Consider the following 19,838-nt stretch of genomic DNA (forward strand, 5'->3'; position numbering starts at 1 on the left):
ACACCGAGGAAACGCTCCACCTATGACCAGCAGCCCGGAACACGCTCGCCTGTTACGCCTCGCCACCCGCGCCTCGGTGGCGGTGGCAAGTACCCTGATTGTCGCCAAGGCCATTGCCTGGTGGCTGAGCGGATCGGTGAGCATGCTCGCCGGGCTGACAGACTCGGCACTCGACGGCGTGACGTCGCTGCTCAATCTGTTGGCGGTGCATTACGCGTTGCGCCCGGCCGATGACGATCACCGCTACGGGCACGGCAAGGCGGAATCCTTGTCGGGCATGGCCCAGGCACTGTTCATCGGTGGCAGCGCGGTGTTGATCGCGTATCAGGCCTTTGAGCGCCTGAAACACCCGGAACCGGTGGGCGCGCCGTGGATCAGCATTGGCGTGATTATCTTTTCCCTCGTCCTGACCCTGGCGCTGCTGATGCTGCAACACCGGGTAATCCGCGAAACCGGCTCCAACGCGGTGCGCGCCGACTCGCTGCATTACCGTTCCGACATGATGCTCAACGGCAGCATCCTGGTGGCGTTGGTACTGGCCGGTTTTGGCTGGCATCAAGTCGATGCCTGGTTCGGTCTGGGGATCGCCGTCTACATTCTGTGGAGCGCGATTCAAATCGCCCGGGAAAGTTTTGCGGTGTTGATGGATGAAGAACTGCCGCCAGACGTCAGCCAGCACATGCTCGAACTGGCCTGCGGCGTGCCCGGCGTACTCGGTGCCCACGACTTGCGCACACGGATCTCCGGCAGTCACTGGTTCGTGCAATTGCACCTGGAGTTGCCGGGAGAGCTGACGCTGTCAGTCGCGCACGGCATCAGCGATCAAGCGGCGGACGCCATTCACGCCGTTTACCCGCGAGCCGAAGTGCTGGTGCACGCCGACCCGCAGGAAGTGGTGAAGGCCGCCCAGGTTCAGTAAGTGACCTGATAACCGCGTGAGACCAGGCAATTGCCCTCGGCCTGACGGTAAGTCTGTACCACTTGGGGTGCCGGCTGATAGGTCACGGTCCGTGGATCAAAGCCACTCTGCTGGACCGCCCAACGATAGCAATCGTAGCCGTCCTGAGTGACCTGCTCGGGTGGCTGCCCATTAGCCGGATAAGCCACCACGTCATAGTCATTGCTGGTCGGTTGCGGCTGCGGGTTGCCTACCGGCGGCTCAACCACGACGTAGTCCTGAGTGCTCTCCTCGTAGGCGTAGTAAGCGCCTGCTGCCAGAAACATCAGCGCACCACCGATCCACACCTCCTGAGCGTAATCGGGCAGATACCGCACACGGATCCCGCGAGGCGGTTCGACCACCACATAGCGCGGCCCTTGCGGGCGATACCAATAACCACCGGAGTAGAAATAATCCTGCCCACGGTACGGCACACGGTCGTGGCGCTCAGGGAAGCGGTCGATCATTTGACCTGGCCGATACCGCGGACCATCACCCCAGCCGTTGCCATGCCCTTCCGGACGTCCCGCCCAGCGACGGTCATCCCGATGGTCATCGTGACCACCGGCCTGCCAACGCTGGTTGTAATCGTTGCGCCGCGGAATGTCCTGATAGTAGCCACGCTGTGGCTCCTGGGTCTGGCGAACAGTGTCCGGACGGCCCTGGATCGGCAGGTTGTTCGCAGGCGCAGGTCGGCCTTGAATCTGGTCATTGGCGTCGTGTCGCTGACGGTTCTGCCAGTCGCCTCCCTGATTCTGACCGTTGTGTTCGAACTGCCGGCTGTTGTTGCCGCGAATGATTTCAGGCTGCGGACGTGGCTGGTTATTTTGGGGACGTGGCTGGTTGTACTCGACGCGAGGTTGATTGTTTTGCGGGTGCTGCTGGTTGTTTTCCACGCGAGGCGGATTGTTTTCGGGGCGCGGTTGATTGTTCCCCTGATGACCTTCACCGCCACGCTCGTGCTGACCACCACCATTGTTGTGTTGCTGTTGTCGTTGCTGTTCCTGAAGCTGCTCCTGCGCCCCCTGACCTTCTGCCAGCGATGGCGCGCTGACACTGACACACAACACACCAACACCTGCCATACGCCAGATGCGCGACTTCATGCTATTCCTCACTACGGTGGTGACCTATACATAAGACTGAAAAAGCACAGGCCGGTTCTGCAACAGGTTATCAGTCGCCAGACTTATTTCTTGATTTACGCACAATAAAAAAGGGAGACCCGTCGGCCTCCCCTTGAGAACTTCGTCCGTGCTCGACGCTTTTGACGCCGGCTCACCTCACTCCGTCTTCTGGACAGTGTGTAGCCCGGGGGCCAACTCAACCCCTGTTGGGGGTGGTGGCCGCGGCTGGCCTGATTCGGCGGGCCGCTGTGGACTGTTTGTCCGGGCAGTGATTCTGGTGATAAGAATAGGCTTGGGGCGGCGACAGAGGATTGCGAAGATTGCTCAAATAAACATGACTTGCGCAATTTTTCATCACGGATAGATAATCTACCGCAATAGTTAAGACAAAGGCCTGATTCATGAGCAAACTCGACCGATACGACTTGAGCATTTTGGCGGAATTGCAGCGCGACGCGCGCATCTCCAATCAGGAGCTGGCCGAACGCATCGGCCTGTCGCCATCGCCTTGTTCGCGGCGGGTCAAGCAGCTCGAAGACGACGGCTACATCACCCGTCAGGTGGCCCTGCTCGACCGCAAGAAGCTCGGCCTGAGCCTGACCGCCTACGTATTGATCGGCATGGACCGTCACACGCCCGAACGTTTCGAGAACTTCGAAGCCGCCATCCGCACCCTGCCGCAAGTGCTCGAATGCAGCCTGGTGACCGGAATGGACGCCGACTATCAGCTCAAGGTGGTGGTGCCGGACATGGACCACTACCAGAAACTGCTGCTCGGCCACCTGACCCGCATCGAAGGCGTGACCAGCGTGCGCTCAAGCTTTGTGCTGAATCAGGTACTCAACAGCACCGAATTGCCGTTGACCCACCTGCGTAGCTAAGTACGCCATCGCGAGCAGGCTCGCTCCCACAGTTGATCTCGGATGCTCACAAATAATGTGTTCACTGAAGATCCAATGTGGGAGCGAGCCTGCTCGCGATGGGGCCGGCACAGGCGACGAACAACTGCGGCAGACCGACGCACGTCAATGCACCGCCAATATCCATAGGCGTATACTTCACTGGCCTTTTTTGCCCCGCACGCGCTGGAGATAGTCGATGGATCCTGCAGTATTTGAAGAGTGGATGATGACCGGTCTGGTGAGCATCCTGATCATTTTCATGGGTTTCATCGTCTGGGATCTGGCGAAAAAATCCAAGGCCGGGCGCTTTGGCTCGTTCATCCTGTTCTTTGTGCTGGGCTTGGGCGTGGCGGCGTTCATCATCAAAAGCGTGGTGATCGGCCTGATCGAATCCGGCGCTCTATAAGCGCGCCGGCACTTCTTTCCACTGGCCCTGATCGAGACCTTCAATCGTCCAGTCGCCGATTCGCACCCGCACCAGACGCAGTGTCGGCAAGCCTACCGCAGCAGTCATGCGCCGCACCTGACGATTACGTCCTTCACGAATCACCAATTCCAGCCAACTGGTCGGCACGCTTTTGCGAAAGCGCACGGGCGGGTTACGCGGCCATAGCGCAGGTTCTTCAAGCTGCCGCGCCTGCGCCGGCAAGGTCATGCCGTCATTCAACTCGACGCCCTCGCGCAGACGCTGCAATTGCTCGGCGCTCGGCTCGCCTTCCACTTGCACCCAATAGGTCTTGGCCAACTTGTGCTTCGGGTCGGCGATACGCGCTTGAAGCTGACCGTCGTTGGTCAGTAGCAGCAAGCCTTCGCTGTCACGGTCCAGCCGTCCTGCCGGGTAGATTCCGGGAATCTCGATAAAGTCCTTGAGCGTCGCCCGCCCTTCACCGTCGCTGAACTGCGTCAGTACATCGAAGGGTTTGTTGAACAGAATCAGTTTCGGCTCGGCCGGCGGTGCTTTGGCAACACGTCGCGGAGCTGAAGAGGATTGCGCAGGTTTCACGCCGGGGTGGCGGGAAGCGGGACGAGGAGGACGCGGCATGGCAAAAACAACATCTAACGGTCAGGACCGACAATGCTAGTGGCCTGACCGTTAAATAACCACCCTCCAATCAGCGGAACGGTGGTTCGTCGAAGCTGCGCAGTTTGCGCGAGTGCAACGAATTGAGCTCGGTACGCAACAGATCTACCGCAGCGATGCCGATCTTCAAGTGCTGGCTGACCGCACGCTCATAGAACGCGTTGGCCGAGCCCGGCAACTTGATTTCACTGTGCAACGGTTTGTCCGAAACACACAGCAAGGTGCCGTATGGCACACGCAAACGGTAGCCTTGCGCAGCGATGGTGCCGCTTTCCATGTCCACGGCAACCGCACGAGACAAGTTGATCAACGGTCGTTCCTGAGCCCAGCGTAGTTCCCAGTTACGGTCGTCGTAGGTCAGCACGGTGCCGGTGCGCAGACGTTTTTTCAGGTCATCGCCCTTTTCGCCGGTGACGTTGGCTGCCGCTTGCTGCAAGGCCATCTGCACTTCGGCCAGGGCCGGAATCGGAATGTTCGGTGGCACTACCCGGTCGAGAATCCCGTCGCGGCGCATGTAAGCGTGAGCCAGCACGTAGTCGCCGATGGTCTGCGACTGCCGCAGGCCGCCGCAGTGACCGATCATCAACCAGCAATGCGGACGCAATACAGCCAAGTGGTCAGTGATGTTCTTCGCGTTGGACGGGCCGACGCCAATGTTGACCAGGGTTACGCCGTGGCCGTCAGACGCCTGCAGGTGATAGGCCGGCATCTGATAACGGTGCCAGACCACGCCTGCGGCAATGGCCGACGCTTCGCCGTGATCCATGCTCTTTTCAATGATCACGTTGCCCGGCAAGACCATGCGCACGAAGCGCGGATCGGTGCGCAGTTGCTCCAGACCATGGGTGATGAACTGGTCGACATAACGGTGGTAGTTGGTCAGCAGGATCCACGGCTGCACATGGCGCCAGTCGCTGCCGGTGTAGTGCACCAGACGGCGCAGGGAGAAATCCACCCGTGCGGCGTCGAACAACGCCAACGGCAGCGGATCGGTGTTTTCCCAATCGTACAAACCATCGGCGATGCCATCGGTGGCGGCCGACAAATCGGTACTCGGGAATACCCGCGCCAGCACCGCAGCGGTGACGCCGGAGCCAGCCAGTTCATCGCCCTGCTCGACCACGTACGGGTACGGAATATTCTGCTCACTGACGCCCACTTCCACCGTTACGGTGAAGTCGTGCATCAGCGGCACCAGTTGCTCCAGCAAATACTTACGAAAAGCCGCCGGATGGGTGACGGTGACGCTGTAGGTCCCCGGCAACTGAACCTTGGCATATGCGCGGGTGGTTTGCGGGACTTCGCCCTGGCAAAGGTAGGTCAGACGTAATTCTGGATAACGAAACATCGCACGTTGTTCAGCGTCGGGCTCGACGCGGTCTTTCAGATAACGCTTGAGTGCCTGACTCAACGCAGTGGTGGCCCGCTCGTGCAGAGCGGCAAGCCGATCCACGGCTTGTTCGGCGGTTTGAACGACAATAAAGGCTTCGGTCACGATCAGCTTCCTGTGTTCTGGCTTGCAGGCCTTCATCTTGCCTGCATCGCCGCTTCACGGGAACCATTGCGTGTTGGCTATACACCATTGCTGATGCACTGGAATACCCTGTGGGAGCGAGCCTGCTCGCGATAGCGGTGTAACAGCCAGCATCAATGTTGAATGTTAATTCGTCATCGCGAGCAGGCTCGCTCCCACAGGGGATGATGGTGTTCAGAAACCTTGCGGAGTCGACCGCGCGACAATCGCTTCCACATCCAGCCCGCGCGGCAAGGTGCCATAGACCCGACCGGCCGTTCCCAACCGACTGGCAATGAAGGCATCGCTAACGCTGGCGTTGCCGGCCTCCAGCAATAGTTTGGCCTGCAAGCCCAAAGCAATGTCTTCGGTCAGTTGTCGAGCGCGATACTGAATGTCATCGGTATCCTTGAACGCCGCCTGCAACTGGCGGATGTGTGCGGCCAGGCGCTTGTCGCCATGACCATCGCCCAGTTCGCTGAACAACACATCCAGCACACCCGGTTCTTTCGACAGCGCTCGCAACACGTCAAGGCACTGAACGTTGCCGGAACCTTCCCACGTCGAGTTCACCGGAGCCTCACGGTACAGGCGCGGCAAGATGCTGTCTTCGACGTAACCTGCACCGCCCATGCATTCGGCGGCTTCGTTGATCATGGCCGGCGCACGTTTGCAGATCCAGTATTTGCCCACCGCCGTCACCAGTCGGGCGAATTTGGCTTCCTGAGTGTCATCAAGGTGATCCAGCACCCGGCCCATGCGCAGGCTCAACGCCAGCGCGGCTTCGCTTTCGAGCGCCAGGTCGGCGAGCACGTTTTGCATCAACGGTTGTTCACTGAGCAATTTGCCGCCAACCATCCGGTGGGCGCTGTGATGGCTGGCCTGGGTCAATGCCTGACGCATCAGGGCGCTGGAGCCGACCATGCAATCAAAACGGGTCATGGCCACCATCTCGATAATGGTCGGTACACCGCGCCCTTCTTCGCCGATCATCCACGCCAACGCGCCACGGAACTCGACTTCGCTGGACGCATTGGAGCAATTGCCCAGTTTATTTTTCAGCCGCTGAATGTAGAACTGGTTGCGCGTGTCATCCGGGCGATGGCGCGGCAACAGGAAACAGGTCAGGCCCTTGTCGGTTTGCGCCAGGGTCAGAAAGGCGTCGCACATCGGCGCCGAGCAGAACCATTTGTGCCCCACCAGTTCATAGGCCTGGCCCGGCCCCGCAGCGCCAACCGGGTAAGCCTTGGTGGTGTTGGCCCGAACGTCGGTGCCGCCCTGTTTCTCGGTCATCGCCATGCCGATGGTGACACCCGCCTTGTGGGCCATGCCGACATTGCGCGGGTCATAGTCGGTGGCGAGAATTTTCGGCAGCCACTGCTTGGCGATGTCCGGTTGCAGGCGCAATGCCGGGACGCTGGCGAAGGTCATGGTCAGCGGGCAGCCGCTGCCGGCTTCGGCCTGGCTGTGCAGGTAGCTCATGGCCGCGCGGGCAACATGGGCGCCGGACTGCGGATCGGTCCAGGGCAACGAGGTCAAACCATGCTCGACCGCCGTGCGCATCAGTTCATGGTAAGCCGGGTGAAATTCCACCAGATCGATGCGGTGACCGTAGCGATCATGGCTGGCGAACACCGGCTTGTTCTGGTTGGCCAGGAACCCGGCTTCCATCAACGGACCACCGGCCAAAGCACCATACGCGTCGATCCGCGCATCAGCCCAACCCGCCCCGAAACGCCGCGCCCACTCTTGCAACGGCAGGTCGATGCGATAGAGGTTGGTCCCGTCCAGCGACGGCGGCTGATTGGTGACTTCGTGGGTTTCGGCGAACTGATGCAGGTTCATGGCGGGGCCTCCTTGGGTCAGCTAAGACCTTCAGTTAAGCACCGCCTCCCCAGCGAACAAAGTGGCATATACGCCTAAATATCGGCGCTTTCACCTTGTTTAGGGCAAAGCACCCGACGATAAAGCGCCGCTTGCAACTCTTCGAATTTCACCGGTTTGCTGAGGTAATCGGTCAATCCCCGCTCAAGATCCAGGCCCTGTGCCGAGACCACCGCAGCCAGCACCGGTAACCCGGCGTAACCTGGCAGTGCACGGATCTGGCTGTCGACCGACAGTCCGTCGAGCAGCGGTAACGGACAGTCGATCAACACCGCATCGAACGGCTCTCGACGCAGAAACTCCAGCGCCGCCTGACCGCTGTCGGCGCTGCGAACCCGGTAGCCGAGTTTGAGCAACATGCCACGCACCACCAACTGATTGATGCTGTTGTCGTCGACCAGCAACACTGTGCAGTCCTGCGGCGCGCGCAAGCGGATGCTAGCGTCAGCCTGCTGCGATTGACTGGCGAGCGGTTGCACATTCACCACGTCGAACTCGACATCGAGCTGAAAACGGCTGCCGCGTCCAGGCTCGGAACGGTGGGTCAAACGCCCGCCAAGCAGCTCGACCAATTGCCGACAAATCGCCAGGCCGACACCCAACCCGCCGTATTCGCGAGTCATCGAACCGTCGAGCTGGAAGAAGCGTTGATACAGCGTGGCTTCACCCAAATCGGTGAAACCGATGCCGGTGTCGATCACTGCGAAAGACAGCGCCAGACGCCCCTCTTCGGCAAACTTGCCATTCACCCGAAAGGCCAACCCGCCAACCCGGGTGAACTTGATCGCGTTATCCAGCAAGCACTCCAGACTTTGCGCCAGCTTGGCGCTGTCACCGTACAGACGGTCAGGTAGCCCGGGGGCCAGATCAACCTTGAAGTCCAGCGCCTTGCTCGCAGCATTGGCGGTGAACTGCTGCTGCAAGGTTTCGACCACCGAACGCAAGCTGAATGCTTCGGGGTACACCTTGAGTCGACCGGCCTGCAATTCGGTCAGGGTCAGAATGCCGTTGACCATGCGCATCATGTCCCGCGCCGAACCGGCGGCGGTCTGTTGATACTGCTCAAGCTCCGGGTCGAGTTCGACGGTCTGCATCAACTCCAGCGAACCGATCACGCCATTCATCGGCGTACGCAGTTCGTGGGTCAGCGTCGCGAGGAATTCATCCTTGAGCTGGTTACTGCGGGCCAGTTGCTGGTTCAACACTTCGAGTTTCTGCCCGGCGTCGAACAGCGTCTGCGCCTGCTGCTCGCGCATGGCGTTGATCCGGTCGGCCAGGGCCAGCGACAGCAACGCGACTTCAATCGCCGAGCCGATCTGGCTGGCATACATGGTCAGGAACACGTTGGGCAGATAGCCGAGCACCATCATCGTATTGACGACGCCGCCGAGCAGAAACGCCGACCAGGCAATGATGAAGTAGCGCGCTACCCGCAGACCGCGCCACCAGGCGAAAATCCCCGCCGCGAAAATCACCACGGTAAAGATCAACGCCAATGCCGTCGCCAGGCGCAGCGCCAACGCATAGCTGGTCATCAGAGACAGCCCGACCACCACCGCACTGCAGGCAATCAGCACCCACAGCAGGCGATCGAGCCAGCGACTGTAGCTGGCCATCTGCAGGAAGCTGCGGGCGAACTGGCTACCGAACAGTGCGGCGCAACCAATGAAAAACGGCGTCGAGGCGTTGGCCCACCATGGGTTGTTCGGCCAGAAATATTCGACCGCCGCACCGTTGACCGACAATTGGTAGAGGCCGAACGAGGCGATATAGAAGATGTAATAGAGGTAACTGGTGTCACGCACACTCAGGTAGATGAACAGGTTGTAGACCACCATCCCCAGCAGTACGCCGTAAATCAGACCGAGCACGTAGAGGCGCAAGGGCTGGTCTTCCAGATAGGCGGTACTCGACCAGAGTGTCAGCGGGGCCTGGATCGAGCCCTGACTTTGCAGCCGCAGGTAGACAGTCTTCTGCTCATTCGGCGCGAAATCCAGATTGAACAGGTAGTTGTTTTGCCGGATCTGCCGACTGGCGAAGGGCAAGGTATCGCCGGTACGACTGGCCAATCGATAACCGCCGGCACTGTCCGGCAGATAGAGATCGATATGATCCATGGGCGGATAGGCCAACTCCAGCAGCCAGGTGCGTTGAGCATTCGGGTTGCTCGGGCGGTAGTGCAGATCGACTTTCAGCCAGAACGCCGAATGCGAATAACCGGCGTTCAGCGTGTCTTTGTCGTGGGTCTTGAAGTGACCGGCCGCGGCTTGCGCGCGGACATCGGTGATGGATGCAGAGCCGGCGACATCTTCGTACACCTGCATGGCTCGTCCCAAGGGGAGGCTTTGGGTGAGCTCATCAAAATCGGCTGCGGCCGCCAACATCGGCAAGCTCAACAGCAACATCAGCAAATAGCGCATAAAGCCCCAGCGTGGCCAGTCCGGTTGTGTCAGGAAGCCCCCCATTCCCTTTGAGTAGACGTAAAACCGGCATTACCTGTTATTGGTTTGGATCCACTCTAGCATAGCCGTTGATGGCCATTGAACACCATTGAAAAATTTAGTCTAAAGGCTCTAGAACGGGCCTTTCAGAGCAATGCACAGAACCAGACTTATTGAGTCGGTCAGATTGTGACAATGCCAACAAGGTTGATGCGCACCTGTGGCGAGGGAGCTTGCTCCCGCTCGGCTGCGTAGCAGTCGTAAAGTCAGCCGACGCGGTCTAACTGAAAGATTGTTTTGGGGCGGCTTCGCCGCCCAGCGGGAGCAAGCTCCCTCGCCACAATGTATCGGCAGAACAGGTTGGCACAGCAACCGAAAAAAGATGTTTGGTGGTAAGCTCGCGCACCATGAATATCTACAGCTCTCGCCCCGTTGTCCTCTGTCTCTCCGGCCACGACCCAAGTGGTGGCGCCGGCTTGCAGGCAGATATCGAAGCCCTGCTCGCTCAGGGTTGTCATGCAGCCCCCGCAGTTACCGCGCTGACCGTGCAAGACACGGTCAACGTCAGCGACTTCCGCGTTCTCGACCGTGAGTGGGTGTTGGCACAAGCCAATGCCGTGCTCAACGACTCGACGGTCGCGGCGGTCAAGCTGGGCATGCTCGGCTCACTGGAAATGGTCGACACCGTCGTCGAACTGCTTCAGGCGCACCCGCATTTGCCGGTGGTCTGTGACCCGGTGCTGCGCGCCGGCGGGGGCGGACGTCTGGGCAAGGATGAAGTGGGCTACGCCATGCGCGAGCGCCTGCTGCCACTGGCGATCATCGCCACCCCTAACCTCCCTGAAGCGCGCATCCTCGCCGAACTGCCCGAAGGCACGGCCGATGAATGCGCAGAAAAACTCCTGCCGTACGTCAAACACCTGCTGATCACCGGCGGTCATGGCGACGAACACGAAGTCCATAATCGCCTGTACAGCCGCGACGGTAGCCGCCAGACCTACACTTGCCAGCGTCTGCCCGGCAGTTATCACGGTTCAGGCTGCACCTTGGCCAGCGCTCTGGCCGGACGTCTGGCCCAGGGCGAACACCTCGCCAGCGCGGTGCAGTCGGCGCTCAATTACACCTGGCGCACCCTGCGAGACGCCGAACAGCTGGGCAAAGGCCAGTTTGTGCCACGCCGTCTGCCGCTGGACTTTTGCTCGTAACGCCATGAGGCTTGCCCGATGAAATTACGTGGCCTGTACGCCATTACCGACAGCCAACTGCTGGCCGGCAAGTTCCTGCCTTACGTGGAGGCTGCGCTGGACGGCGGCGTCACGCTGCTGCAGTACCGCGACAAAAGCAGCGACGAGGCCCGCCGACTGCGTGAGGCCGAGGCCCTGCATGACCTGTGCGGACGCTACAAGACCCAGCTGATCATCAATGACGACGCCGAACTGGCTGCGCGCCTGGGCGTCGGCGTACACCTGGGGCAGACCGATGGCCCGTTGACCCCGGCCCGCGCGCTGCTGGGTCGCCAGGCGATCATCGGTTCGACCTGCCACGCGCAACTCGAACTCGCCGAACAAGCGGCAAAAGAAGGCGCCAGCTACGTCGCCTTCGGCCGCTTCTTCAACTCCAACACCAAGCCCGGCGCACCTGCATGCAGTCTCGAACTGCTCGACCAGGCCCGCAGCAAACTGCACCTGCCGATTTGCGCGATCGGTGGCATTACCCTGGACAACGCCGCCCCGCTGGTGACCCACGGGGTCGATCTGCTGGCCGTGGTTCACGGGCTATTTGGTGCCGACACGCCTCAAGAAGTGACGCGCCGTGCTCGCGCCTTCAATGACCTGTTCAATTTCTGACTTCTTAAAGAGCCCGATCATGTCTCGTTCCGAAACCCTGTTTGCCAATGCCCAGAAACACATTCCCGGCGGCGTGAACTCGCCTGTACGTGCCTTCAAGAGCGTCGGCGGCACGCCGTTGTTCTTCAAGCACGCCGAAGGCGCCTATGTCACGGACGAAGACGACAAGCGTTATGTCGACTACGTCGGTTCCTGGGGCCCGATGATTCTCGGCCACAGCCACCCGGACGTGCTGGACGCGGTGCGCAAGCAGCTTGAACACGGCCTGTCCTACGGCGCGCCGACCGCGATGGAAACCGAGATGGCCGACCTGGTCTGCTCGATCGTGCCGTCGATGGAAATGGTGCGCATGGTCAGCTCCGGCACCGAAGCGACCATGAGCGCGATTCGTCTGGCCCGTGGCTTCACCGGCCGCGACAGCATCATCAAGTTCGAAGGTTGCTACCACGGTCACTCCGACAGCCTGCTGGTGAAAGCCGGTTCCGGCCTGCTGACCCAAGGCGTGCCGAGCTCCGCCGGGGTTCCTGCCGCCTTCGCCAAACACACGCTGACGCTGCCATTCAACGACATCGACGCCGTTGAAAAAATGCTCGCCGAAGTTGGCCAGGAAGTGGCGTGCATCATCGTCGAGCCAGTGGCAGGCAACATGAACTGCGTGCCACCGGCGCCAGGTTTCCTCGAAGGCCTGCGCACCCTGTGTGACAAACACGGCGTGGTGCTGATTTTCGACGAAGTGATGACCGGTTTCCGTGTTGCCCTCGGTGGCGCCCAGGCGTACTACGGCGTGACCCCGGACCTGAGCACCTTCGGCAAGATCATCGGTGGCGGCATGCCCGTCGGCTGCTTCGGCGGCAAACGCGAAATCATGTCGCACATCGCACCGCTGGGCCCGGTTTACCAGGCTGGCACTCTGTCGGGTAACCCGCTGGCCATGGCCGCTGGCCTGACCACCCTGCGCCTGATCAGCCGCCCTGGCTTCCACGCCGAACTCAGCGAGTACACCAGTCGCCTGCTCGATGGCCTGCAACAGCGTGCCGACGCGGCCGGCATCCCGTTCGTGACCACCCAGGCCGGCGGCATGTTTGGCCTGTACTTCAGCGGCGCCGACGACATCGTGACCTTCGATGACGTGATGGCCAGTGATGCCAACCTGTTCAAGCGCTTCTTCCACCTGATGCTCGAAGGTGGCGTATATCTGGCACCGAGTGCCTTCGAAGCCGGTTTTACCTCGATCGCTCACGGCGAAGCCGAGCTGAAACTGACGCTGGACGCCGCTGAACGCGCGTTCGCCGCATTGAAGTAAGCAGCGATAGACGCTGACGTCGACGATTGTCGACGTCAGCTTTATCCCACATGCCTACCTTATTTCTTGCGCGACACCGGTAAATCCTTCCAAAAGCGGCAGATATAATCCCCGCGCGGCAGAAAAACGAGTAAAGACTTTGTAAGGTGGGTCCTGCTTATTTCATAATGCGCGCTTATTGGATCCCTCGACGGGTCCGCGCGCCCTTCAGAGGTAAGTCGATTCCCATGAACCGCACCGGCCGCGCCCTTGCACTGGGCTGCCTGTTGCTCCTTCAGCCCCTGCTCGCGCATGCACAAGCAGGCGGCAACTCGTTGTTGATCCCAGCGATGGGTCGTTGCACCCTCAATACCCAGCCTGAAGACCTGAAGGAGGCGCTCGCCGCCTGCCAGAAAGCGTCGGACGCCGGGGATGCGGAAGCGCAATACGAGTTGGGCGAGTTCTACTACGAGGGCAAAAACACGCCGCGCGACCTCAAACAAGCCCTGAGCTACTTCGAAAAAGCCTCTCTGCAAGGCCACGCTCAGGCGCAATTCAAACTTGGCACCATGTTCTTCCACGGCGAAGGCGTGCCGGCCAATAACGTTCAGGCGTATATCGTGCTGAAAATGGCCGCGGTCAACGGCGCAGAAGATGCGCTGGACACCGCCGACGAAGTCGCCGAGCACATGCAACGCGATGAACTGGAAGTCGCCACCCAGGTACTGGGGCAAATTTTCCGTAAATACCTGATGGAACTGCAAAGCGCGGACGGGCGTACACCGTTTTCGCCATTACCCTAAGTTCTGCACTGACTTGACTGGCCCCATCGCGAGCAAGCTCGCTCCCACAATTGAACGCGTTCTTGTTTAGAGACTCGGTCTACTGTGGGAGCGAGCTTGCTCGCGATGGGGACAACTCGGTCTAGAGCTTACTTCTCAGGCATCGGCATCGGAAACGGCATGACATTGCCGACCGCACCACGGGCTTCGCTGATTTTCGGGGTGCCCATGCGCTCGACTTCGTCAATGCGCACAATCGAATGCATCGGCACAAAACTGCGCACCACACCTTCGAACTGAGCCTTTAGCTTCTCTTCGCTCGGATCGACGACCACTTGTGTGCGCTCGCCAAAGACGAACTCTTCCACTTCCAGGAAGCCCCACAGATCACTTTGATAGATCTGCTTGGCGTACATTTCGAACACCTGGCCCTGGTTGAGGAAAATCACCTTGTAGATTGGAGCTTCACGTTTGGTCATGGTGGGCGGGTAACACATCGAGGGATAAAAATGAGGGCGCGAACTATAGCATAGCCGCTGGACGCACGATGGTAGGAACCGGGGGACTTGTTCCCTATAATGCGCGGTTCTTTGAATCACGTGATGATCCCGTCCATGGCCAAGAAGCTTTACATCGAAACCCACGGTTGCCAGATGAACGAGTACGACAGCTCGCGCATGGTCGATCTGCTGGGCGAACATCAGGCCCTGGAAGTGACGGCGCGCGCCGAAGATGCGGATGTCATCCTGCTCAACACCTGCTCGATTCGCGAACGCGCCCAGGACCGGGTGTACTCCCAGCTTGGCCGCTGGCGCGAACTGAAACTCGCCAACCCGGACATGGTCATCGCCGTCGGCGGTTGCGTGGCCAGCCAGGAAGGCGCGGCAATCCGCGACCGGGCCCCGTATGTCGACGTGGTTTTCGGCCCGCAGACCCTGCACCGCTTGCCGGAAATGATCGACGCCGCACGCCTGACCAAGCTGCCGCAAGTCGACGTCTCGTTCCCGGAAATCGAAAAATTCGACCACCTGCCCGAACCGCGCATCGACGGTCCAAGCGCCTATGTGTCGGTGATGGAAGGTTGCAGCAAGTACTGCACGTTCTGCGTAGTGCCGTATACCCGCGGTGAAGAAGTCAGCCGACCGTTCGACGACGTGATCGCCGAGATCATTCACCTGGCCGAGAACGGCGTGCGTGAAGTCACCCTGCTGGGGCAGAACGTCAACGGCTACCGTGGCCTGACCCACGATGGGCGCCTGGCCGATCTGGCCGAGCTGATCCGCGTGGTGGCGGCCGTCGATGGCATCGACCGCATTCGCTACACCACATCGCACCCGCTGGAGTTCTCCGACAGCCTGATCCAGGCCCACGCCGATGTGCCGGAACTGGTCAAACACCTGCATTTGCCGGTGCAGTCGGGCTCTGACCGAATTCTTGCAGCCATGAAGCGCAACCACACGGCGCTTGAATACAAGTCGAAGCTGCGCAAGCTGCGGGCTGCCGTGCCGGGTATCTGCATCAGCTCGGACTTCATCGTCGGCTTCCCTGGTGAGACCGAAAAAGACTTCGAACAAACCATGAAGCTGATTGAAGACGTCGGTTTCGACTTCTCCTACTCGTTCGTCTACAGCCAGCGCCCGGGCACCCCGGCTGCCGACCTGGCCGACGAAACCCCGGAAGAGTTGAAAAAAGAGCGCCTGAACGCCCTGCAACATCGCCTCAATCAGCAGGGTTTCGAGATCAGCCGACAAATGGTCGGTTCGACCCAGCGGATCCTGGTGACCGATTACTCGAAAAAAGATCCCGGCGAACTGCAAGGCCGGACCGAGAATAATCGAATCGTAAACTTCCGCTGCGACAATCCAACCTTGATCGGCCAGTTCGCAGACGTGCACATCGACGCCGCACAGCCGCACTCGCTGCGCGGTTCGTTGATTCAATAACACCACATACCACTGTGGGAGCGAGCCTGCTCGCGATGGCGCCAGGTCAGACGGCTTAGATGTTGAATGTCAGACCGTCATCGCGAGCAGGCTCGCTCCCACAGGGTTGGTGTTTGACGCTGCGTTATTTAAGAGCTTTCGCACGTAGCTTGCTGGCGTTATCCTTGATTTATCTTTATTGCCCCAGGGCGGCTAAAAACAACCTTGAACGCACCCATAGAACCACATCGCTTCATCCTCGAGCCCTTTGAGGCTCACCGCTTCGCCAATCTGTGCGGGCAATTCGACGAGCATTTGCGCTTGATCGAGCAGCGCCTGGCGATCGTGATCCGCAATCGCGGCAATCAGTTCGAATTGATCGGCGAACCCAAGCACACCACCTCCGCGGAAAACCTTCTGCGCCGCCTCTACCGCGAAACCAAGGGTAGCGAGCTGTCGCCAGACACGGTCCACCTGTTCCTGCAGGAATCGGCCGTGGAAGAAATGGACAACCATTCGCCCGCCGAACACTCCGTCGCCCTGCGCACCAAAAAAGGCATGATTCGCCCTCGCGGCTTGAATCAGCTGCGCTACGTGAAGGAAATCCTGGCCAACGACATCAATTTCGGCATCGGCCCGGCCGGTACCGGCAAGACCTATCTGGCCGTTGCCTGCGCAGTCGATGCGCTGGAGCGCGAGCAGATCCGCCGCATCCTGCTGGTGCGTCCAGCGGTCGAGGCCGGCGAGAAACTCGGCTTCCTGCCCGGCGACCTGTCTCAAAAAATCGACCCGTACCTGCGCCCGCTGTATGACGCGCTGTACGAAATGCTCGGCTTTGAACACGTCGCCAAGCTGATCGAGCGTCAGGTCATCGAAGTCGCGCCACTGGCCTACATGCGTGGCCGTACGCTGAACAACAGCTTCATCATCCTCGACGAAAGCCAGAACACCACCGTCGAACAGATGAAAATGTTCCTGACGCGGATTGGTTTCGGCTCGACGGCAGTCATCACCGGTGACATCACCCAGATCGACCTGCCGAAGGGCACCAAGTCCGGGTTGATTCATGTGATCGACGTGCTCAAGGAAGTACCGGGCATCAGTTTTACCCACTTCAAGCCCAAAGACGTCGTGCGCCACCCGCTGGTGCAGCGCATTGTCGAAGCCTACGAGCGCTTCGAAAATCGCCTGATCGACGAGCCTGCGACGCTTTCCGCTGAAAAGGGCAACCGCCACGATGCTTGAGCTTGATCTGCAACTGGCGACCGAAGCGCCTGCTCCCTGTGAAGCCGAATTCCGTCAATGGTGCGAACTGGCCCTGCGCCAGCGCACTGCCGACTCCGAATTGACCATTCGCCTGGTCGACGAGGAAGAAGCTCGCGAGCTGAACTACACCTGGCGTCAAAAGGATTACGCGACTAACGTCCTGTCGTTCCCTGCCGACGTGCCCGATGAATTGCTGGACATCCCTTTACTGGGCGATCTGGTGATTTGCGTGGCCGTGGTCGAGCGCGAGGCTGCCGAACAAGGCAAGGAATTGAAGGCCCATTGGGCGCATCTGGTCATTCACGGCTGCTTGCATCTGCTTGGTTACGACCATATAGATGACGACGAAGCCGAAGAAATGGAAGCACTGGAACGAACGTTGCTTGCAGAGTTGGGTCATCCTGACCCTTATGCGGACGACGAAACCGAAACATCCCCTATCGTTACAACAAAGGATTCAGAGTAATCGCTATGAGCGAAGATCGATCGAGCAACGGGCAAAAGTCCTGGCTGGGTAAACTCACCCAGGCTTTTGCCCACGAGCCGAAAAACCGTCAGGAGCTGCTGGAGCTTCTGCGTGATGCCCATCAAAACAAATTGCTGGACAGCGAAGCGCTGGCCATCGTCGAAGGCGCCATCCAGGTGGCTGACCTGCAAGTACGCGACATCATGGTCCCGCGCTCGCAAATGGTCAGCATCAAGGCGACCCAGACACCCCGCGAGTTCCTCCCGGCCGTTGTTGATTCCGCGCACTCGCGTTATCCGGTGATCGGCGAGAGCCACGACGACGTCATGGGCGTGTTGCTGGCCAAGGACTTGCTGCCGCTGATCCTCAGGGAGAACGGCGACAGCTTCAACATCAAGGATCTGCTGCGTCCGGCCACTTTCGTGCCCGAGTCCAAGCGCCTGAACGTGTTGCTGCGCGAGTTCCGCGCCAACCATAACCACATGGCCATCGTCATCGACGAATACGGCGGTGTGGCGGGCCTGGTCACCATCGAAGACGTGCTGGAACAAATCGTCGGCGACATCGAAGACGAGCACGACGTCGAAGAAGACAGCTACATCAAGCCACTGCCCAGCGGCGACTTCCTGATCAAGGCCCTGACACCGATCGAGAACTTCAACGAGTTCTTCGACAGCGAGTTCTCCGACGATGAGTTCGACACCGTTGGCGGTCTGGTGATGAGCGCGTTCGGGCACTTGCCAAAACGCAACGAAATCACTGAAATCGGCGCCTATCGCTTCCGCATTCTGAACGCCGACAGCCGGCGCATTCACTTGCTGCGCTTGACCCCTATAGCCCGTTAAGGACTGACATGCGTTGGATCACCCGCCCCGGCTGGCCCGGTAACCTGCTGGCCGTGGCGGCCGGTGCACTCACGACCCTGGCGCTGGCGCCGTTCGATATCTGGCCGCTGGCATTGCTCGCGGTCGGCTTTTTCTACGCAGGTCTTCGCGAACTGACGCCTCGTCAGGCCTTGGGCCGTGGCTGGTGCTTCGGTTTCGGCCTGTTTGGCGCCGGCACCAGCTGGATCTACTACAGCATTCACAACTTTGGCGGTGCTTCGGTGCTGCTGGCCGGGTTGCTGATGCTGGCGTTCACCGCTGCGATTGCCTGGTTCTTCGCCCTGCCGGCCTGGCTCTGGGCGCGCTGGTTGCGCCGTAACGAAGCGCCATTGGCCGACGCCTTGGCTTTCGCCGCGTTATGGTTGGCGCAGGAAGCCTTCCGAGGCTGGTTCCTCACGGGTTTCCCATGGCTCTATTCCGGTTACAGCCAGCTCGACGGCCCGCTCGCCGGATTGGCGCCATTGGGCGGCATGTGGCTGATTTCCTTCTCGCTCGCCCTTACCGCCGCGCTGCTGTACAACCTGCCGCGCCTGATCAAGACCGGACGCAAAGCCTTTATCGTCGCAGGCCTGCTGTTGCTGGCCGCGCCGTGGGTCATCGGCCTGTCGCTCAAGGGCCACGCCTGGACCAGCCCATCCGGTAATCCACTCAGCGTGGCGGCGATTCAGGGCAACGTCGAACAAAGCATGAAGTGGGACCCCGCGCAGCTCAATGCGCAGCTGGCGCTGTACCGCGACATGAGCTTCAGTTCCAAGCGCGTCGACCTGCTGATCTGGCCGGAAACCGCGGTCCCGGTACTCAAGGAGTCCGCCGAGGGCTACCTGAACATGATGGGCAGCTTTGCCGCCGAACGTAATTCGGCGCTGATTACCGGGGTGCCTATTCGTGAGGAAGTGCACCACGAGAAGCGTTTCTATAACGGCATCACGGTGGTAGGCCAAGGCGAAGGCACCTACCTCAAGCAAAAACTGGTGCCATTTGGCGAATACGTGCCGCTGCAAGATCTGCTGCGAGGGCTGATCGCGTTCTTTGACCTGCCAATGTCGGACTTCGCTCGCGGCTCGTCCGATCAAACGCTGCTGCAAGCCAAGGGTTACCAGATTGCTCCCTTCATCTGCTACGAAGTCGTTTACCCGGAATTTGCCGCCGGCCTTTCGGCACGCAGTGATTTGCTGCTGACCATCAGCAACGACACCTGGTTCGGCACCTCCATCGGCCCGTTGCAACACTTGCAGATGGCACAGATGCGCGCGCTGGAGGCCGGTCGCTGGATGATTCGTGCGACCAACAACGGCGTCACCGGATTGATCGACCCCTTCGGCAAGATCACCGTGCAGATCCCGCAATTCGAACGCGGCATTCTCTACGGCGAAGTGGTGCCGATGCACAACCTGACACCCTACCTGCAATGGCGTTCGTGGCCGCTGGTCATCCTTTGCCTGCTGCTGTTTGGCTGGGCATTGCTGGCAAGCCGGATCGCCAAGACGGTTTAAGCACCACC

18 protein-coding genes are annotated in these 19,838 nt (G+C 60.0%); 12 read left to right on the forward strand and 6 right to left on the reverse strand.

Annotated elements, in window-relative coordinates:
• The first annotated feature begins 22 nt into the window (after positions 1–22).
• The gene (locus tag AC1RKH_RS17575) at positions 23–919 is read left to right on the forward strand and encodes a cation diffusion facilitator family transporter (protein WP_493063578.1); all 897 of its coding nucleotides are present in this window, start codon (positions 23–25) and stop codon (positions 917–919) included.
• Here the strand turns inward: AC1RKH_RS17575 and AC1RKH_RS17580 are convergent.
• Entirely contained in the window at positions 913–2,046 is a 1,134-nt protein-coding gene (locus AC1RKH_RS17580; protein WP_493063577.1) for a DUF6515 family protein, read from the reverse strand. The genes AC1RKH_RS17575 and AC1RKH_RS17580 overlap by 7 nt on opposite strands.
• A gap of 422 nt (positions 2,047–2,468) precedes the next feature.
• Here AC1RKH_RS17580 and AC1RKH_RS17585 point away from each other — a divergent pair, with 422 nt between their 5' ends.
• Together AC1RKH_RS17585 and AC1RKH_RS17590 are read left to right on the forward strand one after the other, a co-directional pair.
• Complete coding sequence (locus AC1RKH_RS17585; RefSeq protein ID WP_427528659.1) at positions 2,469–2,948, forward strand: Lrp/AsnC family transcriptional regulator; 480 nt, start codon at positions 2,469–2,471, stop codon at positions 2,946–2,948.
• Between the two features lie 217 nt (positions 2,949–3,165).
• Positions 3,166–3,375, forward strand: coding sequence for a DUF2788 domain-containing protein (locus AC1RKH_RS17590; RefSeq protein ID WP_003228500.1), 210 nt, complete (start codon positions 3,166–3,168; stop codon positions 3,373–3,375).
• Here AC1RKH_RS17590 and AC1RKH_RS17595 read toward each other — a convergent pair.
• The 4 genes from AC1RKH_RS17595 to AC1RKH_RS17610 form a co-directional block, all read right to left on the reverse strand.
• Positions 3,370–4,011, reverse strand: a complete 642-nt coding sequence (locus AC1RKH_RS17595; RefSeq protein WP_493063576.1) for a pseudouridine synthase — start codon at positions 4,009–4,011, stop codon at positions 3,370–3,372. The two genes, AC1RKH_RS17590 and AC1RKH_RS17595, sit on opposite strands and share 6 nt — an antisense overlap.
• 70 nt (positions 4,012–4,081) lie before the next feature.
• A complete protein-coding gene (gene amn, locus AC1RKH_RS17600) occupies positions 4,082–5,581 on the reverse strand; it encodes an AMP nucleosidase (RefSeq protein ID WP_185015274.1) in 1,500 nt (499 codons plus the stop codon).
• Positions 5,582–5,758: 177 nt separating this feature from the next.
• Positions 5,759–7,408, reverse strand: coding sequence for an acyl-CoA dehydrogenase family protein (locus tag AC1RKH_RS17605; protein WP_493063575.1), 1,650 nt, complete (start codon positions 7,406–7,408; stop codon positions 5,759–5,761).
• Positions 7,409–7,482: 74 nt separating this feature from the next.
• Positions 7,483–9,867 (reverse strand): 7TM diverse intracellular signaling domain-containing protein, encoded by a 2,385-nt coding sequence (locus AC1RKH_RS17610; RefSeq protein WP_493063574.1) that lies wholly within the window; start codon positions 9,865–9,867, stop codon positions 7,483–7,485.
• A 428-nt stretch (positions 9,868–10,295) separates the two neighbouring features.
• Here AC1RKH_RS17610 and AC1RKH_RS17615 point away from each other — a divergent pair, with 428 nt between their 5' ends.
• The 4 genes from AC1RKH_RS17615 (at position 10,296) to AC1RKH_RS17630 (ending at position 13,820) form a co-directional block, all read left to right on the forward strand.
• The gene (locus AC1RKH_RS17615) at positions 10,296–11,093 is read left to right on the forward strand and encodes a hydroxymethylpyrimidine/phosphomethylpyrimidine kinase (protein ID WP_123423520.1); all 798 of its coding nucleotides are present in this window, start codon (positions 10,296–10,298) and stop codon (positions 11,091–11,093) included.
• An 18-nt stretch (positions 11,094–11,111) separates the two neighbouring features.
• Entirely contained in the window at positions 11,112–11,735 is a 624-nt protein-coding gene (thiE, locus tag AC1RKH_RS17620) for a thiamine phosphate synthase (protein WP_493063573.1), read from the forward strand.
• 19 nt (positions 11,736–11,754) lie between these two features.
• Entirely contained in the window at positions 11,755–13,038 is a 1,284-nt protein-coding gene (gene hemL / locus AC1RKH_RS17625) for a glutamate-1-semialdehyde 2,1-aminomutase (protein WP_493063572.1), read from the forward strand.
• Between the two features lie 227 nt (positions 13,039–13,265).
• Positions 13,266–13,820 (forward strand): tetratricopeptide repeat protein, encoded by a 555-nt coding sequence (locus tag AC1RKH_RS17630; protein ID WP_123423517.1) that lies wholly within the window; start codon positions 13,266–13,268, stop codon positions 13,818–13,820.
• Between the two features lie 128 nt (positions 13,821–13,948).
• Here AC1RKH_RS17630 and AC1RKH_RS17635 read toward each other — a convergent pair whose 3' ends face one another.
• A complete protein-coding gene (locus tag AC1RKH_RS17635) occupies positions 13,949–14,278 on the reverse strand; it encodes a DUF1820 family protein (RefSeq protein ID WP_008052403.1) in 330 nt (109 codons plus the stop codon).
• Positions 14,279–14,413: 135 nt separating this feature from the next.
• Here AC1RKH_RS17635 and miaB point away from each other — a divergent pair, with 135 nt between their 5' ends.
• From miaB to lnt, 5 genes are all read left to right on the forward strand, one after another.
• Positions 14,414–15,742 carry a tRNA (N6-isopentenyl adenosine(37)-C2)-methylthiotransferase MiaB gene (gene miaB / locus AC1RKH_RS17640; RefSeq protein WP_493063571.1) on the forward strand — a complete coding sequence of 443 codons (1,329 nt, stop codon included), beginning with the start codon at positions 14,414–14,416 and terminating at the stop codon, positions 15,740–15,742.
• A 204-nt stretch (positions 15,743–15,946) separates the two neighbouring features.
• The gene (locus AC1RKH_RS17645) at positions 15,947–16,966 is read left to right on the forward strand and encodes a PhoH family protein (protein WP_401123925.1); all 1,020 of its coding nucleotides are present in this window, start codon (positions 15,947–15,949) and stop codon (positions 16,964–16,966) included.
• The gene (gene ybeY, locus AC1RKH_RS17650; protein ID WP_123423514.1) at positions 16,959–17,453 is read left to right on the forward strand and encodes an rRNA maturation RNase YbeY; all 495 of its coding nucleotides are present in this window, start codon (positions 16,959–16,961) and stop codon (positions 17,451–17,453) included. Before AC1RKH_RS17645 ends, ybeY begins: the two co-directional genes overlap by 8 nt.
• 5 nt (positions 17,454–17,458) lie before the next feature.
• Positions 17,459–18,298: a CorC family transporter gene (locus AC1RKH_RS17655; protein ID WP_046815833.1), complete on the forward strand. Its 840-nt coding sequence runs from the start codon at positions 17,459–17,461 to the stop codon at positions 18,296–18,298.
• Positions 18,299–18,306: 8 nt separating this feature from the next.
• Positions 18,307–19,830: an apolipoprotein N-acyltransferase gene (gene lnt / locus AC1RKH_RS17660; protein WP_493063570.1), complete on the forward strand. Its 1,524-nt coding sequence runs from the start codon at positions 18,307–18,309 to the stop codon at positions 19,828–19,830.
• Positions 19,831–19,838: the final 8 nt, after the last annotated feature.

It is taken from the genome of Pseudomonas sp. GW822-FHT06B12 (assembly GCF_058799675.1).

Excerpts from the sequence above, each read along its gene's own strand:
- AC1RKH_RS17575 (WP_493063578.1), top strand. The coding sequence starts at position 23 with ATGACCAGCAGCCCGGAACACGCTCGCCTGTTACGCCTCGCCACCCGC.
- AC1RKH_RS17590 (WP_003228500.1), top strand. The coding sequence starts at position 3,166 with ATGGATCCTGCAGTATTTGAAGAGTGGATGATGACCGGTCTGGTGAGC.
- amn (WP_185015274.1), bottom strand. The coding sequence starts at position 5,581 with ATGAAGGCCTGCAAGCCAGAACACAGGAAGCTGATCGTGACCGAAGCC.
- ybeY (WP_123423514.1), top strand. The coding sequence starts at position 16,959 with ATGCTTGAGCTTGATCTGCAACTGGCGACCGAAGCGCCTGCTCCCTGT.
- hemL (WP_493063572.1), top strand. The coding sequence starts at position 11,755 with ATGTCTCGTTCCGAAACCCTGTTTGCCAATGCCCAGAAACACATTCCC.
- thiE (WP_493063573.1), top strand. The coding sequence starts at position 11,112 with ATGAAATTACGTGGCCTGTACGCCATTACCGACAGCCAACTGCTGGCC.
- AC1RKH_RS17610 (WP_493063574.1), bottom strand. The coding sequence starts at position 9,867 with ATGCGCTATTTGCTGATGTTGCTGTTGAGCTTGCCGATGTTGGCGGCC.
- AC1RKH_RS17615 (WP_123423520.1), top strand. The coding sequence starts at position 10,296 with ATGAATATCTACAGCTCTCGCCCCGTTGTCCTCTGTCTCTCCGGCCAC.
- AC1RKH_RS17635 (WP_008052403.1), bottom strand. The coding sequence starts at position 14,278 with ATGACCAAACGTGAAGCTCCAATCTACAAGGTGATTTTCCTCAACCAG.
- AC1RKH_RS17605 (WP_493063575.1), bottom strand. The coding sequence starts at position 7,408 with ATGAACCTGCATCAGTTCGCCGAAACCCACGAAGTCACCAATCAGCCG.
- AC1RKH_RS17595 (WP_493063576.1), bottom strand. The coding sequence starts at position 4,011 with ATGCCGCGTCCTCCTCGTCCCGCTTCCCGCCACCCCGGCGTGAAACCT.
- AC1RKH_RS17655 (WP_046815833.1), top strand. The coding sequence starts at position 17,459 with ATGAGCGAAGATCGATCGAGCAACGGGCAAAAGTCCTGGCTGGGTAAA.
- AC1RKH_RS17585 (WP_427528659.1), top strand. The coding sequence starts at position 2,469 with ATGAGCAAACTCGACCGATACGACTTGAGCATTTTGGCGGAATTGCAG.
- miaB (WP_493063571.1), top strand. The coding sequence starts at position 14,414 with ATGGCCAAGAAGCTTTACATCGAAACCCACGGTTGCCAGATGAACGAG.
- AC1RKH_RS17580 (WP_493063577.1), bottom strand. The coding sequence starts at position 2,046 with ATGAAGTCGCGCATCTGGCGTATGGCAGGTGTTGGTGTGTTGTGTGTC.
- AC1RKH_RS17630 (WP_123423517.1), top strand. The coding sequence starts at position 13,266 with ATGAACCGCACCGGCCGCGCCCTTGCACTGGGCTGCCTGTTGCTCCTT.
- lnt (WP_493063570.1), top strand. The coding sequence starts at position 18,307 with ATGCGTTGGATCACCCGCCCCGGCTGGCCCGGTAACCTGCTGGCCGTG.